The sequence below is a fragment of the Rhodococcus gannanensis genome, from assembly GCF_042681175.1.
Lineage (GTDB): Bacteria > Actinomycetota > Actinomycetes > Mycobacteriales > Mycobacteriaceae > Rhodococcus_G > Rhodococcus_G gannanensis.
The window spans coordinates 124038-139678 of record NZ_JBHUFB010000013.1 but is presented as its reverse complement, the minus strand read 5'-3'; the positions used below and the strand labels follow the sequence as shown (position 1 = coordinate 139678).

Annotated in this window: 14 protein-coding genes; 8 read left to right on the top strand and 6 right to left on the bottom strand. The window is 69.6% G+C overall.

The window, feature by feature from the left end:
• Nucleotides 1-156: 156 nt before the first annotated feature.
• The gene (locus ACFSJG_RS17860; protein ID WP_378486582.1) at nt 157-657 is read left to right on the top strand and encodes a hypothetical protein; all 501 of its coding nucleotides are present in this window, start codon (nt 157-159) and stop codon (nt 655-657) included.
• A gap of 161 nt (nt 658-818) precedes the next feature.
• Nucleotides 819-1307: a transcriptional regulator NrdR gene (nrdR, locus tag ACFSJG_RS17855; protein WP_378486581.1), complete on the top strand. Its 489-nt coding sequence runs from the start codon at nt 819-821 to the stop codon at nt 1305-1307.
• A gap of 60 nt (nt 1308-1367) precedes the next feature.
• Here nrdR and hrpA read toward each other — a convergent pair whose 3' ends face one another.
• Entirely contained in the window at nt 1368-5276 is a 3909-nt protein-coding gene (gene hrpA, locus ACFSJG_RS17850; RefSeq protein WP_378486580.1) for an ATP-dependent RNA helicase HrpA, read from the bottom strand.
• Between the two features lie 130 nt (nt 5277-5406).
• Between hrpA and ACFSJG_RS17845 the strand changes: the two genes are divergently transcribed.
• Complete coding sequence (locus ACFSJG_RS17845) at nt 5407-6084, top strand: Pr6Pr family membrane protein (protein WP_378486579.1); 678 nt, start codon at nt 5407-5409, stop codon at nt 6082-6084.
• On the top strand, nt 6081-7307 hold the full coding sequence (locus tag ACFSJG_RS17840) for an aminotransferase family protein (protein ID WP_378486578.1): 1227 nt from the start codon (nt 6081-6083) through the stop codon (nt 7305-7307). The genes ACFSJG_RS17845 and ACFSJG_RS17840 overlap by 4 nt, the downstream gene beginning before the upstream one ends.
• Before the next feature lie 42 nt (nt 7308-7349).
• On the opposite strand, the gene ACFSJG_RS17835 is transcribed toward ACFSJG_RS17840, so the two are convergent.
• Nucleotides 7350-7589, bottom strand: a complete 240-nt coding sequence (locus ACFSJG_RS17835; protein ID WP_378486577.1) for a hypothetical protein — start codon at nt 7587-7589, stop codon at nt 7350-7352.
• A gap of 17 nt (nt 7590-7606) precedes the next feature.
• On the opposite strand from ACFSJG_RS17835, the gene ACFSJG_RS17830 reads away from it, so the two are divergent.
• The gene (locus ACFSJG_RS17830; RefSeq protein WP_378486576.1) at nt 7607-8293 is read left to right on the top strand and encodes a hypothetical protein; all 687 of its coding nucleotides are present in this window, start codon (nt 7607-7609) and stop codon (nt 8291-8293) included.
• Between the two features lie 381 nt (nt 8294-8674).
• Nucleotides 8675-9256: a transglycosylase family protein gene (locus ACFSJG_RS17825; protein WP_378486575.1), complete on the top strand. Its 582-nt coding sequence runs from the start codon at nt 8675-8677 to the stop codon at nt 9254-9256.
• 37 nt (nt 9257-9293) lie between these two features.
• Here the strand turns inward: ACFSJG_RS17825 and ACFSJG_RS17820 are convergent, their stop codons facing one another.
• Entirely contained in the window at nt 9294-9968 is a 675-nt protein-coding gene (locus tag ACFSJG_RS17820) for a PhzF family phenazine biosynthesis protein (protein WP_378486574.1), read from the bottom strand.
• A 131-nt stretch (nt 9969-10099) separates the two neighbouring features.
• On the opposite strand from ACFSJG_RS17820, the gene ACFSJG_RS17815 reads away from it, so the two are divergent.
• Both ACFSJG_RS17815 and ACFSJG_RS17810 read left to right on the top strand, forming a co-directional pair.
• On the top strand, nt 10100-11029 hold the full coding sequence (locus ACFSJG_RS17815) for a hydrogen peroxide-inducible genes activator (RefSeq protein WP_378486573.1): 930 nt from the start codon (nt 10100-10102) through the stop codon (nt 11027-11029).
• A gap of 144 nt (nt 11030-11173) precedes the next feature.
• Nucleotides 11174-12358 carry an acetyl-CoA C-acyltransferase gene (locus ACFSJG_RS17810; RefSeq protein ID WP_378486572.1) on the top strand — a complete coding sequence of 395 codons (1185 nt, stop codon included), beginning with the start codon at nt 11174-11176 and terminating at the stop codon, nt 12356-12358.
• Nucleotides 12359-12426: 68 nt separating this feature from the next.
• Here ACFSJG_RS17810 and ACFSJG_RS17805 read toward each other — a convergent pair whose 3' ends face one another.
• Genes ACFSJG_RS17805 through ACFSJG_RS17795 form a run of 3 tightly spaced genes read right to left on the bottom strand, consistent with a single transcriptional unit; the run spans nt 12427 to nt 15589 of the window.
• Entirely contained in the window at nt 12427-13263 is an 837-nt protein-coding gene (locus ACFSJG_RS17805) for an SDR family oxidoreductase (protein WP_378486571.1), read from the bottom strand.
• A 59-nt stretch (nt 13264-13322) separates the two neighbouring features.
• Entirely contained in the window at nt 13323-14117 is a 795-nt protein-coding gene (locus tag ACFSJG_RS17800) for a maleylpyruvate isomerase N-terminal domain-containing protein (RefSeq protein ID WP_378486570.1), read from the bottom strand.
• A gap of 20 nt (nt 14118-14137) precedes the next feature.
• A complete protein-coding gene (locus ACFSJG_RS17795; RefSeq protein ID WP_378486569.1) occupies nt 14138-15589 on the bottom strand; it encodes an aldehyde dehydrogenase in 1452 nt (483 codons plus the stop codon).
• Between the last annotated feature and the right edge of the window lie 52 nt (nt 15590-15641).

Here is a 15641-nt window from a genome sequence, read left to right as displayed (position 1 = left end):
CTTTTGTCGGTGTGGCGTGGTAGTAATCGAACATGTGTTCTTTCGAACGCTTGATCGAACACAGGCTTTCCGCACATCCGGCCCTCGAAGTACCAGCGCCGATTCGACCGCTCGACGTCGAACGCCGGTGCTGTTCGGACACCAGTGGAGGTTCACATGAGCGTTGCGGCGGACATCTTCGGCGCCACCCGAGACGGTGGCGAGGCGCGCACGGGTACGGCCGACGACATCGCGCGAGGCGGCGGTGCCGCAGCGCGTGCCGGTGCGGCGGACACGCGCCGCCGAGGTCTGCGCCGTTCCGGTGCGGATTCGGGACGCCGCCCGGGCGGCCGGCCGATGGCGTACGAGCGGCCCCGGGTGGCGACGTCGACGTCGCCGCACCGGCCGACCGATTCGCAGGAGGTCGGCTGGGGTGCCGTCGTGATCACCGCGCTGTCCACGGCCCTGGTGCTGGCCGGATTCCTGGGCCTCGCCCAGTGGCGGGCGGGCGACGTCGCACCGGTGAGCACCTCGGTGGTGCAGGTGGGCGTGGACGAGTCGCTCACCGACGTCGGCGAGCGGATCACCGCGGTCGACGGGGTGGCGGGCGGCGGGGTCTCGAGCGGCGCAGAGCACGTCGGTGCACCCTCGTCCGGGTCGCCGACGGCGGGCGACTGACCGGGACGTGCACGGCCATGGGTGATCCGACGGTATTGTCGAAGCTTGTTGGGCCCACCACATCCAGTGGAACGTGGGGGCTCGGTGCACCTGGGCGTCAGGACGATCTCGGTGCGCCGGGAACTCACGACCGCGTCCACGGTTCACGCGAAGGACACACCATGCACTGCCCGTTCTGTCGGCACCCCGACTCGCGCGTCGTCGACTCGCGCGAGGCGGACGAGGGACAGGCGATCCGGCGCAGGCGCCAGTGCCCCGAGTGCGGTCGTCGCTTCACCACGGTCGAGACCGCGGTGCTGTCCGTCGTCAAGCGCAGCGGCGTCACCGAGCCGTTCAGCCGTGAGAAGGTGGTCCGCGGTGTCCGGCGGGCCTGCCAGGGTCGCGACGTCGCAGACGACGCCCTGTACCAGTTGGCGCAGAAGGTCGAGGAGACCGTGCGCGCCAACGGGTCCGCCGAGATCCCGAGCAACGAGGTCGGCCTGGCCATCCTCGGTCCGCTCCGTGACCTCGACGAGGTCGCCTACCTGCGATTCGCGTCGGTCTACCGGTCCTTCTCCTCGGCCGAGGACTTCGAGCAGGAGATCAAGGATCTCCGCGTGCACCGAGCCGAGTCTGCCCGCACCGAATCCGACGAGTCCGCCGCGCGCTAGGGGCGGTTTCCCCGGCGCCGTGTCTCCACGGATCTGCGGGCAGTGACCGCGCGGCCCCGGCTACCGGGTGATCGCTGCGATCGCCTTGCGGATCCGCTTGTCCGACACCGGGTACGGGGTACCCAACGACTGCGCGAACAGGCCGACCCGTAGCTCCTCGATCATCCAGCGGATTGCGTCGACGTCGGGATCGTGGTGCCGCCGCGGGTCCAGCCGGGCCAGTAGCTTCCCGTACTCGTCGAACACGCCGTCCAGGACGGTGAGGTTCTGGCGATCACGGGTCGCCGAGCCCGGGAGCGCCTCGAGCCGGGCGATCGCGGCGTCGAGGTATCGGGGCAGCTCGCGGAGACGGGTGGCGCCGGTGTCGGCGACGAACCCGCGGTACACCAGGGAATCCAGTTGTTCGCGAACGTCGTCGACGGCATCGCCGCGGGTGCCGTCGAGGAGTACGCGGAGGCGCTGGGTCCGGGCCAGAACCGGAACGGCGAGCCGGACCAGCACCGCAACCTCCCGGGCGAGTTCGGCACGGACCGCGGCCTGCAGCTCCGAGAACGCCTCGGGCGTGCGGGGCGGGCCGCCGTGCCTGTCGACGAGCGCGTCGACGGCGCAGGTGCGGCAGTCCTCGATCAGGGCGTCGACACTGCCGTGCGGGTTCTGGCTGAGTGCCAGCCGGTCTCGGGTACCGAGCCCTCCGACGGCCGACTTCGTCGGGGTCGGCACCGCCGACATCAACAGTGCGCGGGTGCCGTCGAGCATCGCCCGCCGCTGCTCGGCGGGCGTCGCCATCACCCGCACCGCGACACCGCCGGATTCGGGGACGAGCGCGGGATAGCCGACCACCTTCTGTCCGCCGAGGTCTCGGGTGACGGTGTCCGGGACGGTCCCCAGGGTTTCGGACGTCCACACGGTCGCGGCGGGCCGTTCCGTGGTCGCGGCCGCCTTCGACACGGCCGCCGCGACCCGCGGCGCCTGGCCGGCGCGCAGATCGTCGAGGCTCTTGCTGCGGCCGACCACCGTACCCGCGGGATCGACCGCGGCGAACGTCATCCGCAGGTGACCGGGAATCGCCGTGAGGTCGAAGTCGCCCGGGTTGATCGGGGTGCCTGCCATCCGGGTCAGTTCCCGCGCCATCGCCACCGGCAACGGCTCGGTGCGCGGCTTGACGACCGACAGGGCGGCTCGCGCGTAGTCGGGTGCGGGAACGACCGTGCGACGCAACGTCTTCGGCAAGGTCTTGATCAGCGCCGTCACCAACTCCTCGCGCATGCCCGGCACCAGCCACTCGAATCCGACGTTCCGGACCTGCGCGAGCAGCGCGACGGGGATGCGCGCGGTGACACCGTCGTCCTCGGTACCCGGCTCGAACTGGTACGTGAGGGGGAACGACAGGTCTCCCTGGCGCCAGGTGTTGGGGTAATCGCCGCCGAGGACCGACGAGGCCTCGGGGTTGACCACGTTCGCGGCGGTGAACGTCAGGAGATCGGGGTCGGTCCGCCGGGCCTTCTTCCACCAGGTGTCGAAGTGCCTCGCCGACACCGCCTCCGCGCCGACCCGCTGGTCGTAGAACTCGTAGAGGGTTTCGTCGTCGACGAGGATGTCGCGGCGCCGGGCGCGGGTCTCCATCTCCTCGACGTCGTCGAGCAGCGCCCGGTTCGCGTGGAAGAAGCTGTGCTGGGTCTGCCACTCGCCCTGCACGAGGGCGTGCCGGATGAACAGCTCGCGCGACGCCTCCGGATCGATCGAGGAATAGGTGACGGCACGCTTGGCGACGAGGGGGATGCCGTACAGCGTCACCCGCTCGTACGCCATTGCGCAGGCCCGCTTCGTGGACCAGTGCGGCTCCGAGTAGGTGCGTTTGACGAGGTGGGGCGCGAGCTTCTCGGCCCATTCCGGCTCGATTCCCGCAGCCATGCGGCCCCACAGGCGTGAGGTCTCGACGAGTTCGGCGGCCATCACCCAGCGAGGTGGCTTCTTGAACAGCGACGAGCCGGGGAAGACGGCGAACCGCGCACCACGGGCTCCGAGGAAATCCTTCTTGTCGCCCTCACGCAGTCCGATGTGGGACAGCAGACCCGCCAGCAGCGCCTGATGGATCGAATCGGGGGACGCGTCGGCGTCGGCGACGGACCAGCCGAGCGAGCGGGTGATCTGCGACAGCTGTCCGTGCAGGTCCTGCCATTCCCTGATACGCAGCCAGTGCAGGAACTCGGTCTTGCACATCTTGCGGAACTGATTGGAGGACAGGTCCTTCCGTTGGGTGCGCAGGTACTCCCACAGCTTCTGGTAGGCCAGGAAGTCCGATCCCGGAACGGTGAAGCGGGCGTGCTTCTCGTCCGCGGCCTGCTGGTGCTCGGCGGGACGTTCACGCACGTCCTGGATCGACAGGGCGGAGACGATGACGAGCATCTCGCGCAGGCAGCCCGTCTGATTGGCCTGCGCGAGCATCCGCGCCATGCGGGGGTCGACGGGGATCTGTGCGAGCTCGCGACCGACCGGGGTCAGCTCGGCGGGGGCGTCCTTCTTGGGCGGGGAGATCGCGCCGAGTTCCTCGAGCAGGGCGACACCGTCACGCACGGCTCGCGGGTCGGGTTTCTCCACGAAGGGGAACGCCTCGATGTCACCTAGGCCGAGCGCGGTCATCTGCAACACCACCGAGGCGAGGTTGGTGCGCAGGATCTCCGGTTCGGTGAACTCCGGCCGGGACTCGAAGTCGTCCTCCGAGTACAGGCGGATGCAGATCCCGTCCGCGACGCGACCGCAGCGGCCGGCCCGCTGACGCGCAGATGCCTGGGAGATCTCCTCGATCGGCAGCCGCTGCACCTTGGTCCGCACCGAGTAGCGCGAGATGCGTGCGGTACCGGGATCGACGACGTACCGGATGCCCGGCACCGTCAGTGACGTCTCGGCGACGTTGGTGGACAACACGACTCGCCTGCCCGCGTGCTTCTCGAACACGCGATGCTGCTCGGCCGCGGACAGTCGGGCGTAGAGCGGGAGGATGTCGAGGCCCCGGATCCTGCGTTCCCGCAGTGCGTCGGCGGTGTCCCGGATCTCCCGTTCGCCGGAGAGGAAGACGAGGATGTCGCCGTCGCCCTCCGCCATCAGCTCCTCGACGGCCTCGCCGACCGCGTCGACCGGGTCCCGGTCGATCGTCTGTTCGCCGACGTGCACGGTGAGGGGGCGGTACCGCATCTCGACGGGGAAGGTGCGGCCCGACACCTCGACGATCGGCGCAGGCACCCCGTCGACGGCGAAGTGCTCGGCGAAGCGTTCCGGGTCGATCGTCGCGGAGGTGATGATCACCTTCAGATCGGGGCGGCGGGGGAGCAGCTGCTTGAGGTAGCCGAGGATGAAGTCGATGTTGAGGCTGCGCTCGTGCGCCTCGTCGATGATCAGGGTGTCGTAGCGGCGCAGCAGGCGGTCGCGCTGGATCTCCGCGAGCAGGATGCCGTCGGTCATCAGCTTGACGAGCGTGCCGTCGGAGACCTGGTCGGTGAAGCGGACTGTGTAGCCGACGGCGTCCCCGAGGTCGGTGCCGAGTTCCTCGGCGATCCGCTCGGCGACCGTGCGCGCCGCCAGCCGGCGCGGTTGGGTGTGCCCGATCAGCCCGCGAATGCCCCGGCCGAGATCGAGGCAGATCTTGGGGATCTGGGTCGTCTTGCCGGACCCCGTCTCGCCCGCGACGATGACCACCTGGTGCGCCGCGATGGCGGCGGCGATGTCGTCGCGGCGGGCGCTGACCGGTAGTGCCTCCGGATAGGTCGTCGTGGGGACCGCCGCCCGTCGGGTCGCGACCCGGGCCTGCGCGGTGGCGATCTCCCGCGACAGAGCGGCCACGGCCTCCGGGGACCGGGCGCGGTCGAGCTTTCGGCGCAGGCGGTGCTCGTCGCGCAGGGTGAGGTCGGGCAGGAGACGCGTGAGGTCGCGTCGATTCGGGCCGGACGGCGCGGGGGAAGGCGTGGTGGACATGCTCAGGCCAGGGTATCGAACGGTGCCGGGGGGACGCGCGTCCACCGTCCGCGCGGACGTGGACGGCGGCCCGTCCGGGGCGACGGGCCAAATCCGCCGGACTGCCCAGCGTGCGTGCGACGATCTGAACATGACCGACGTCGCGCGCGCGCCCGTCCACACCCACCCGGTCTATCGGCTCCTGAGGCTCGTGTTCGGAGCGCTCGGGCTGCTCGCCTTGGTGTGGATTCCGCTGCACACCGAGAATCTCGACTGGTTCAATTACTTCGGCTACTTCACCGTGCTGAGCAACGTGCTCGCCGTGATCGTCCTCCTCGCCGGCGCGGCCGCCGACCCACTGGACCGGGGCTGGCAGATGTTTCGCGGTGCGGTCACGGTGTACATGGTCATCACCGGCATCGTGTACGCGATTCTGCTCGCGAGCATCGACGTCGGAATGCAGGGTCAGTGGACCAACAACCTGGTGCACCGGGTGCTGCCGCTGGTCCTGATCCTGGACTGGGTGGTCAACCCGCCACGGATGCGGATCAGCGACACCCAGGCGGTCACGTGGGTGTGGTTCCCGGTCGTCTACGGCGTCTACACCCTGGTCCGGGGCCCTGTCGTCGACTGGTATCCGTACCCGTTCATCGACCCCCGTACGCAGGGCTACCTGAACATGGCGATCGGGCTCGTGGTCCTGGTGATCGCGTTCGTCCTGATCTGCGTGGCCGTCAACGCGGCCGGGCGACTCGGTCGCCGGTGGCGATACGGTGAGGACACGCACGAGACACCCGGCGACGGTGTCGAGAGGAAGGTCGAGGAATGAGCGGTTCGCTGTGGCACGGGTTCGCCGACATGGGCGCGGTCCAGCGCGACGGGGCCTTCGTGGTCAGTCGCGGTGAGGGAGCGTACATCTGGGACGACGCCGGGAAGCGCTACCTGGATGCCACCGCAGGGTTGTGGTTCACGAACGTCGGACACGGGCGCACGGAGATCGCGGATGCGGTCGCGCAGCAGCTCTCGACGATGGCGCACTTCTCGAACTTCGGTGACTTCGCTCCGGAGACGACGGTCGCGCTCGCCGACAAGCTCGCCACGATCGCTCCGGTCCCCGGCAGCAAGATCTTCTTCACCTCGGGTGGTTCGGACTCGGTGGACACCGCCGCGAAGCTCGCCCGCAGGTACTGGAACGAGGTCGGCCGGCCTGCCAAGCGCATCGTCGTGGGCAGGCAGAAGGCATACCACGGCATGCACGTCGCCGGAACCGCGCTCGCGGGCATCCCTGTGAACCGCGAGGGGTACGGCGAGCTCATGCCCGACACCCGAACGGTCGAGTGGGACAACGCCAAGAGCCTGCTCGAGTTGATCGAACGCGAGGGCGCCGACTCGATCGCCGCGTTCTTCTGCGAACCGATCATCGGCGCCGGCGGGATCTACCTGCCGCCGGAGGGCTATCTCGCGGAGGTGCGGGAGATCTGCCGCGAGCACGAGATCCTCTTCGTCGTGGACGAGGTCGTGACCGGGTTCGGCCGCATCGGCGGGTCGTGGTTCGCGTCCACCCGTTTCGACCTGCAGCCCGACATGGTCACCACGGCCAAGGGTCTGACGTCGGGATACGTGCCGATGGGTGCGGTGTTCATCGCGCCGCGCATCTCCGAGCCGTTCTTCTCCGGTGGCGTCTGGTGGCGGCACGGTTACACCTACGGCGGTCACGCCGGAGCCGCGGCTGCGGCGCTCGCGAACCTGGCGATCATGGAGCGCGAGAACCTCCTCGCCGAGTCCGCGCGTCTGGAGCGTTCGCTGCACGATCACCTCGCGCCGCTCGCGGACCATCCGCGGGTGCAGGAGGTGCGCAGTGGCCTCGGTGCCGTCGCGGCCGTCCAGCTCGCCGATCCGGCCGAGGCGCTTCCGTTCGTGAAGGCCCTTCGTGAGCACGGCATCTCGGGTCGCGCCGCGGGTGTCGGCGCGATGCAGTTCTCGCCCTCGTTCGTGATGACCGACGAACAGGTCGCCGAGATGGCGGCCGGTGTCCGCGCGGCACTCGGCTGAGCGACACACGACGCGCTGCTCGCCGATTCGGTGGGCAGTGCGTCAGCGTTTGCGGAGGCGGTCGCGGAGCCGTCGACGGACCGGCGCGAGTTCGACCTTGGGTCGGGCATCGGCGTCCGCGGCGGCCTGCGCGTACCTGGTGTGCAGCTGCGCGCGCACCTCGTCCGGTGTGTATGCCCGGCGCTTGCGTTCCGCTCGGACGGTCAGCGCCCCCGTCGCGGCAACTCCCACGACGCCTGCGAGTCCGACGAGCTTCCACAGAGACCTGGCATTGACCGGCATCGCTCTAACCTAGGGGCATGAGTCGGCGCATGCACGAATCGCAGGTCACCCTCGACGTGGCGGTCGACGCCACCCGCACCGGCGACATCTGGATCTTCCGGGGCCATTCCGGCGCCGACCGCGCCATCCAGACGCTGACGAACAGTCCCGTCAACCATGTCGGCATGTCGGTGGTCCTCGACGACATGCCGCCCCTGATGTGGCACGCGGAGTTGGGACACTCGCTCCAGGACATGTGGACCGGCAGGTACCAGCGCGGTGTGCAGCTGCACGATCTCCGTTCCGCGGTGCAGGTGTGGGGAGCGAAGTACGGGCAGCGTGGCTGGCTGCGGCAGCTCGAGTCGCCCGTCACCCGCGAGCAGGAGGACGAGCTGCTGCGGACGATCGCGCGGCTCAACGGCGCGCCCTTCCCCTCGACCGTGAAACTGGCCTCACGGTGGTTCGGTGGACGGCTCCCCGCTGTACGCAGGCGGCAGGAGGAGAAGGCTGCGGGGATCGAGAGCGCGTACTGCGCGGAGGTGGTCGCGCAGACCTACGAGGCGATGGGACTGCTCACCGGGCGGCGGAAGACCAACTGGTACGACCCCGGCAAGTTCTGGAGCGGCGATCGGCTGCCGCTGACCGACGGCGTCCGTCTGGGGGACGAGATCGCGGTCCTGCTGAACGACGACGATCTGGCAGCGGGACGCTCGCCTCGGGCGTGACGTGATCATGTTCTGACGTCACGCACCACGGGAACCGAGTGACCCCCGCCACCTTTTCGTGGTGTCGGTCGTCACACTTCTCGAAGGAACCGGCCGGTTGGTTCAACGATCAATCATTACGCTGTACAGCGGCGATCGCGTTCTATATCAGCAATTGTGTCGTGCCGTCGTACGACACGCATGTCGTGATCTGTTCGTGATGATCGCTTACGGTCGTTTCCGGTCCGAGACAACCGGACCAACGCCGACCCGCTACCGCTAGATCCTGTCCCGCGGGCCGGACGTCACACATTCCCCGGGACAGGAGTGGGACGGACAGATCTCGAACCGCCGCCAGGCGTTCGAATCGGACCGCCGGCGGCAAGGAGAGGATTTCCCCGTATGTCCAGCTTCACCCCCAAGCGCGCCCTCGGCGCCGTCGCCGCCACCGCTGCCCTCGCCGCCGTCCCGATGGGACTGAGCGCAGGCACCGCCTCCGCCGCCACCCACAACTGGGACGGCGTCGCGCAGTGCGAGAGCGGCGGCAACTGGTCCATCAACACCGGCAACGGCTACTACGGCGGTCTGCAGTTCTCGCAGAGCACCTGGCAGGCCTACGGCGGCTCCGGGTCCGCACACAACGCCAGCAAGGCCGAGCAGATCCGCGTCGCCGAGAACGTCCTCGCGGGCCAGGGCGTCGGTGCGTGGCCGGTGTGCGGTCAGTACCTGACCTCCGGTGTCTCCGACATCGCCGAGCCCGTCGCCGAGCCGGCCCCGGCGCCGGTTCTCGACCCGGTCCAGCAGGTTGCCGCCCAGGTCGCCGAGGCGCCCCAGGTGCAGACGCTCGGCGCGTCCACCTACGTCGTCCAGGCGGGCGACACGCTCTCGCAGATCGCGCGGGATCACGGCATCGACCTGTCGGCTCTCGCCTCGCAGGTCGACAACATCGATCTCATCTTCCCCGGCCAGACGCTCGCGTTCTGATCCGTTCGTCACGCTCCGCTCCGCCCGGTGGCCGTCGTCAGACGGTCACCGGGCGGTCGCGTCGGACCTGCCCCCCGACCTCGATCCAGCCGTCCGAGACGATCCGCGTGACGATGCGTGATCCGCGTCCCTGCGTGATGTGCAGGTCGCGACGCAGGTGCTCGGTGATGCGCAGCGCCGCGGCGCCGGTGGCCTCGTCCTCGGGGACGCCGAGGTCGGGCGCGAACATGCGGGACCGGATCGCACCCGCGCCTGCCCACGCCCACACGTAGTGGTGTCCGGTGTCGAATGATGCGGCGGCGACGGCGGCCACGGCTGCGGTGTCGGGTTGACAGTGCAGCGTGAACTCGGGTGCCCAGTCGGGTTTCGCCCGAACCCAGGTGTCGGCGCCGGTCGTGTGTGTCGCGACGTCGCCCGCGGGCACGGCGAGCGTCTCCACCGGGAGTCCGCGGTCGCCGAGCCACCACGCCAGGCCCACGGTGGGATGTCCGGCGAAGGGGAGTTCGGCGGCGGGGGTGAATATCTGTGCGGATGCCGTGGTCGCGCCGGGGTCGGGTATGTCGACGAACACGGTTTCGCTGTAGCCGAGCGTGGTGGCGATCCGCTGCCTGTCCGGCGGCGCGACCTCGCTCGCGTCGACGATTCCGAGCGGATTGCCGTGGCGCCCATCGGGATCGGTGAACACCCTGACGACGTCTACCTGAATGCCCATCGTCGAACGATACCGCTCACCGGGTGCCGTCCGGGTGGAGGTCGCGCCTCGTTTCGGCGACGGTCCTCGCCGGCGTGGGGTGGTGGCCTCGTCAACAGGAATCGACGATGAACAGCGGTAAACTCATAGGCGTGTCCGATCAGAGTTGGCAGCCGACCCTTGCTCAGCTCCGCGCCTTCGTCGCCGTCGCCGAGTACCGCCATTTCGGTACGGCGGCAACGCGTCTCGGGGTCAGTCAGCCGACGCTGTCGCAGGCGCTCGCCGCGCTCGAATCCGGCCTCGGTGTGCAGCTGATCGAGCGCAGCACCCGTCGCGTCCTCGTCACCGCGGCCGGAACGGTTCTCCTCGCCCAGGCCAAGCAGATCGTCGAGGGTGCGGACGGCTTCGTCACCGCCGCCGCCGGAATCGGCCAGGCGCTGGCCGGGCCGCTGCGGATAGGTCTGATACCCACGGTCGCGCCCTACCTTCTGCCCGCGCTACTGCCCGTGATCAGGGCGGAGCTCCCCGCGGTGGTGCCGCACGTCGTCGAGGACCAGACCGCACGGCTGCTGGCGGCGCTCCGCGGCGGCTCGCTGGACGTCGCAGTGCTGGCGTTGCCCTCGGACATGTCGGGAACCGTCGAGATTCCCCTGTACACAGAGGACTTCGTGATGGTGGTGCCCCGCGACCACGAACTCGCGGGTCGCTCGAACCTGACTCCCGCCGCGTTGGACGACCTTCCGCTGCTGCTCCTCGACGAGGGGCACTGCCTGCGCGACCAGACCCTCGACCTGTGCCGTTCCGTCGACGCGCACCCGCTCGCGGGCGACACCCGCGCGACGTCGCTGTCGACGGTCGTGCAGTGCGTGTCCGGCGGGCTCGGCGTCACCCTGGTACCCGAGTCCGCTGTCGAGGTGGAAGCCGCCCGCGGTGATCTCGCCACCGCCCGATTCGCAGCACCGGCACCGGGTCGGACCATCGGTGTGGTGTTCCGCGCGTCGAGCGGACGCGGCGACGCCTACGAGCGCCTCGCCGAGGTGATCCGAACGATCGCACCCGAGGGCGCGCACGTGCACGACTGAGTCGGTCGTCCGGGCGAGGACCGGCAGCGATGTAGGGCTGGGGTACCGGAAATGCGAGGATGTCCACTGTTCGGCACCGAGTGCCGTACCGACCGTGACAATTCGTACGTTCCCGCCCACAGGCGCGGGTGGTGAGGAGTGATCGTGAGCACCAGTGTCATCGTGGCGGGGGCCCGCACCCCGATCGGCAAGCTGTCCGGCGCGCTGGCGTCCCTGACCGCGGCGGACCTGGGCGGTCGCGCCATCGCCGCCGCCATCGAGCGTGCCGGTGTCGGCACCGACGGTGTCGACGCCGTCGTGATGGGCACCGTCGTCCAGGCCGGTGTCGGCCCCAACCCTGCGCGTCAGGCAGCGGTCGCGGCGGGGCTGCCGATGACGGTTCCGGCGACCACCGTCAACAACCTCTGCCTGTCCGGCCTCGAGGCGATCATGCAGGCCGATCGCCTGATCGCGACCGGTGCCGCGGACGTCGTCGTCGCGGGTGGCATGGAGTCGATGACCAACGCGCCGTACCTGGTCCGGGGCGCGCGCACGGGCCTCAAGTACGGCTCCACCAACTTCGAGGACGCCCTCGACCGCGACGCGCTCGTGTGTGCGTTCGACGGCGTCTCGATGGGCGCGTCCACCGAGAAGTACCAGGGCTCGGAGGCCGAGGCCATCACCCGCGAGCAGCAGGACGAGTTCGCGGCCCGCTCGCACCGCCTCGCCGCTGCCGCGACCGAGTCGGGTGCGTTCGCGGCCGAGATCGCGCCGGTCGAGATCACCTCCCGCAAGGGCACCGTCACCGTCTCCGCTGACGAGGGCATCCGCGCCGAGACCACGGTGGAGTCCCTCGGGAAGCTGCGTCCGGCGTTCGCGAAGGACGGCACCATCACCGCGGGCGCGGCGTCCCAGCTCTCCGACGGCGCCGCCGCCGTCGTGGTGATGCGCAAGGACCTCGCCGAGGCCCGCGGCATCGAGTGGCTCGCCGAGATCCGGTCGCACGCCCTCGTCGCCGGTCCCGACACCTCGCTGCTGCACCAGCCCGCGAACGCGATCGAGGAGGCCGTGAAGCGGGACGGTGAGATCGCCGTCGCCGACCTCGACCTGCTCGAGATCAACGAGGCGTTCGCCGGTGTCGCGCTGGCGTCGGTGCGTCAGCTCGGTGTGGACCCCGAGAAGGTCAACATCCACGGCGGAGCGATCGCGGTCGGGCACCCGGTCGGCATGTCCGGCGCCCGCATCGCCCTGTCCCTCGCGCACTCGCTCAAGGCCGCAGGCGGCGGCACGGGCGCCGCAGCCCTGTGCGGCGGCGGTGGCCAGGGCATCGCGATGATCCTGTCGGTGTAGGCGCCTTCGGCGCTCGTGCGCGGTTTGTGGGCCCCTGGACCCACAAACCGCGCACGAGCGGGTAGCGCCTAGTAGATGTAGTCCTCGCCGCTGGCGCGGACGGTGACGTCGCTGAGGCTGATGCCCCACGGCTGGTCGATGACGTGAACGACGGCGTCGGCGAGGTCATCGGGCTTGATCAGCCAGTACTTCACCGAGTCCACGTCCGTCTGCTCGGGCGGCAGCGTGCCGTTGGTCAGGTTGGCGACGGTCTCGGCGTACTGCGGTGCTCGCTGCCCGACCAGGCCCATGATGGCGGTGTCGTTGACGATCCAGCTGGCCAGGTCGGTGCCGGTGATGCCGGTCGGCTTGACGGTGGTGACCTTGATCTTGCCCTTGGCCTCGATCCGCAGGGAGTCCGAGATCGTCGTGACGGCCGCCTTGGTGGCGCTGTACACGCCGGATCCTTCGATGCCCGCGTTCCCGTAGATCGACGAGATGTTGACGACCTGGCCGCGGCCCTGCTCGATCATCCGGTCGTACACGGCCGAGATGCCGTTCACGACACCCTTGATGTTGATGTCGATCGCCTTGTGCCACTTCTCCCAGGCGCGCTCGTGGTCGGCGAAGTAGGCCAGCGGCATTACGCCGGCGTTGTTGACGAGGACGTCCACGGCACCGTAGGTGTCGACGGCGTGCGCAATCGCGGCTTTCACCTGGCCCATGTCGGTGACGTCGGCGGTGTGGTGGGTGCCTTCGTGCCCGGCGGCTCGGATGCCGTCGAACACCTCGACCAGCCGTTCGCCGCTGATGTCGACGCCGACGATCTTCGCGCCCGCAGCGGCGCACTTCTCGGAGATGAGCTTGCCGAAACCGCTTCCGGCCCCGGTGACGACGATGACCTTGTCCTTCAGGTACTGCGACATGTGTTGCCTTTCGTGAGGGGGATGAGGGGAGTTCGTCCGACGTCCGTGTCGGCCGGACGTCAGACGACGTCGACGGCGTCGAGGACCGCGGACACCAGCGTCCGGTCCCCGGTCACCGTCACAGCGGACCGCCATGCGGTCCGGGTGGTGGCCCAGGAGAGGAAGTCGACGGCGTTCGTCGTCGCGACGTCCGCGGGCAGGTGGCCCGTCTCGGTGACGACGACGGTGTCGTCCACGCCGCGATCGAGGACGAAGGTGCGTTCGGTGGTGCCGGTCAGTCGCAGTCCGATCGGTTCGGTGAGCGTGGGATGCAGTGCAACGCGGCACATCTGGGGAAGTCCGGCGATCATCCAGTCGACGGCAGGGTCGATCGCGGCGGCCACGTCGACGTCCCCGCCGGCGATCGGGCCGCGCGGCGCGAGCAGGTCGCACGTCAGGTGCACCAGGTGGTCGAACGCGACGGCGTCGGCCAGTGCGGCGAGCCGGTACGTGCCGAGGTCGAGCATGTCGACCGTGGCGTCGGTGAAGTCGGGGCCCTGCAGGGCTTCCAGGGTCGCCAGGCCTGCTTCGGACTGCGCGCGGTAATACTCGACCACCTGATCCGCGGTCCAGTCGGCGCGTTCGCGCACGGCTGCGTCGTTGAGTCGCTCGGACTTCCCGCTCGGGTTGTCGGGCAGAACCAGGGTCGAATCGGCGATGAAGTTGAAGAAGAACCCCATGTGGGTGATCAGGTCGTGGACCCGCCAGCCGTGGCAGGCCGTGTCGGCGGCCCAGTCGTCGGGTCCGAAGGTCTCGATGATGCTCAGCGTGTTCGCGGCCAGCGCACGGGACGCCGCGACTCCTGTGGTGGACATGGAATGTGACTCCTGGTCGGTCAGGCGGTGAGGAAGATGGACTTGAGGTTCTGGTACGCGGCGAGGCCTTCGGGCCCGAGTTCGCGACCGACCCCGCTGGCCTTCACACCGCCGAACGGCGAACCCCAGTCGAGGTTGAAGGTGTTCACGCCGAACGAACCTGTCTCGACCCGCCGCGCGACGTCCAGTCCGCGGTTGTCGTCGGTGGTCCACACCGTGCCGCCGAGTCCGTACTCGGAGTCGTTGGCCACGGCGACGGCCTCATCCACGTCGGTGTAGGGGAGCAGGGTCAGGACCGGCCCGAAGATCTCCTGGCGCGCAATGGTCGCCGCGTTGTCGACGTCGGCGAACACCGTCGGCGCGACGAAGTACCCGGTGTCCCGGTCTGCGGGGCGGCCACCGCCGGTGGTGACCGTGCCGCCCTCCGCCCGGCCCTGCTCGATGAGGGACAGCACGCGGTCGCGCTGACGCGCACTCACGAGCGGCCCCACGACGGTCGTCTCGTCCATCGGGTCGCCGACCGGCAGGCCCGCCGCCATCTCGGTGATCGCGTCACGGAACTCGGAGTACCTGCTGTGCGGCAACAGAATTCGAGTAGACATGTAGCAGGTCTGCCCGGTGTTGAGCAGCGATGCGGTGGCGAGTCCGGCGACCGTCGCGTCGAGGTCGGCGTCGTCGAGAACCAGCGCGGCGGACTTGCCGCCGAGTTCGAGGGTGGCCGGGCGAAGCAGTTCCCCGCACACGCGGCCGATGTGCCGTCCGGCCGGTGTCGAGCCGGTGAACGCGACCTTGTCGACGCCCGGGTGGGCAACGAGGTACTGGCCGATCTCCGCGCCGCCGGTGACGATGTTGAGTACGCCCGCGGGCAGGCCGGCCTCGGCTGCGGCCTCGGCGAGCAGGTAGGAGTCCAGCGTCGTCTCGGGCGACGGCTTGAGGACGACGGTGCACCCGGCGGCAAGGGCGGGCGCGACCTTGAACATCGAGAGCACGGCGGGGAAGTTCCACGGTGCGATCGCAGCGACGACACCGACCGGCTCGCGACGGACGACGGTGGTGCCGGGGATCGGCTGGCTGGTGCGGCGCTCCTCGACAGGTGTCGACTCGACCAGTCCGGCGTAGTAGCGCAGCAGCTGGACGGGAGCATCGCCTTCGGCGAAGCGCGCCAACAGGATCGGCATGCCGTTCTCGCTCGTGACGGTGGCCGCCCGCTCCTCGGCTCGCTTCTCCAGGGCGTCCGCGAACCGGCGCAGGAGCGTGGCGCGTTCCGTGGGGGCGAGACCGGCCCACTCGGGGCGGCGACGTGCGGCGCGGGCCGCGGCCACCGCTGCATCGACATCGGTGTGTGTCGACGCAGGCACAGATCCGATCCGCTGCTCGGTCAGTGGGGACACGACCGGGATGACGTCGCCGGTGGACGGCGTTCGCCACTCGCCGTCGATGAAGAGCGCGGTGCGCTCGGTGTGTGTCGTCATCAGAACTCCTCGTTGAGTCTCGCGATGCGGGCCTTACCCGTATGTGTCCATC

Bases quoted from the DNA above. Each gene is read 5' to 3' on its own strand.
- ACFSJG_RS17840 (WP_378486578.1), top strand. From the start codon at position 6,081: ATGAGCGGTTCGCTGTGGCACGGGTTCGCCGACATGGGCGCGGTCCAG.
- ACFSJG_RS17795 (WP_378486569.1), bottom strand. From the start codon at position 15,589: ATGACGACACACACCGAGCGCACCGCGCTCTTCATCGACGGCGAGTGG.
- ACFSJG_RS17805 (WP_378486571.1), bottom strand. From the start codon at position 13,263: ATGTCGCAGTACCTGAAGGACAAGGTCATCGTCGTCACCGGGGCCGGA.
- ACFSJG_RS17830 (WP_378486576.1), top strand. From the start codon at position 7,607: ATGAGTCGGCGCATGCACGAATCGCAGGTCACCCTCGACGTGGCGGTC.
- ACFSJG_RS17800 (WP_378486570.1), bottom strand. From the start codon at position 14,117: ATGTCCACCACAGGAGTCGCGGCGTCCCGTGCGCTGGCCGCGAACACG.
- hrpA (WP_378486580.1), bottom strand. From the start codon at position 5,276: ATGTCCACCACGCCTTCCCCCGCGCCGTCCGGCCCGAATCGACGCGAC.
- ACFSJG_RS17845 (WP_378486579.1), top strand. From the start codon at position 5,407: ATGACCGACGTCGCGCGCGCGCCCGTCCACACCCACCCGGTCTATCGG.
- ACFSJG_RS17820 (WP_378486574.1), bottom strand. From the start codon at position 9,968: ATGGGCATTCAGGTAGACGTCGTCAGGGTGTTCACCGATCCCGATGGG.
- ACFSJG_RS17825 (WP_378486575.1), top strand. From the start codon at position 8,675: ATGTCCAGCTTCACCCCCAAGCGCGCCCTCGGCGCCGTCGCCGCCACC.
- ACFSJG_RS17835 (WP_378486577.1), bottom strand. From the start codon at position 7,589: ATGCCGGTCAATGCCAGGTCTCTGTGGAAGCTCGTCGGACTCGCAGGC.
- ACFSJG_RS17860 (WP_378486582.1), top strand. From the start codon at position 157: ATGAGCGTTGCGGCGGACATCTTCGGCGCCACCCGAGACGGTGGCGAG.
- nrdR (WP_378486581.1), top strand. From the start codon at position 819: ATGCACTGCCCGTTCTGTCGGCACCCCGACTCGCGCGTCGTCGACTCG.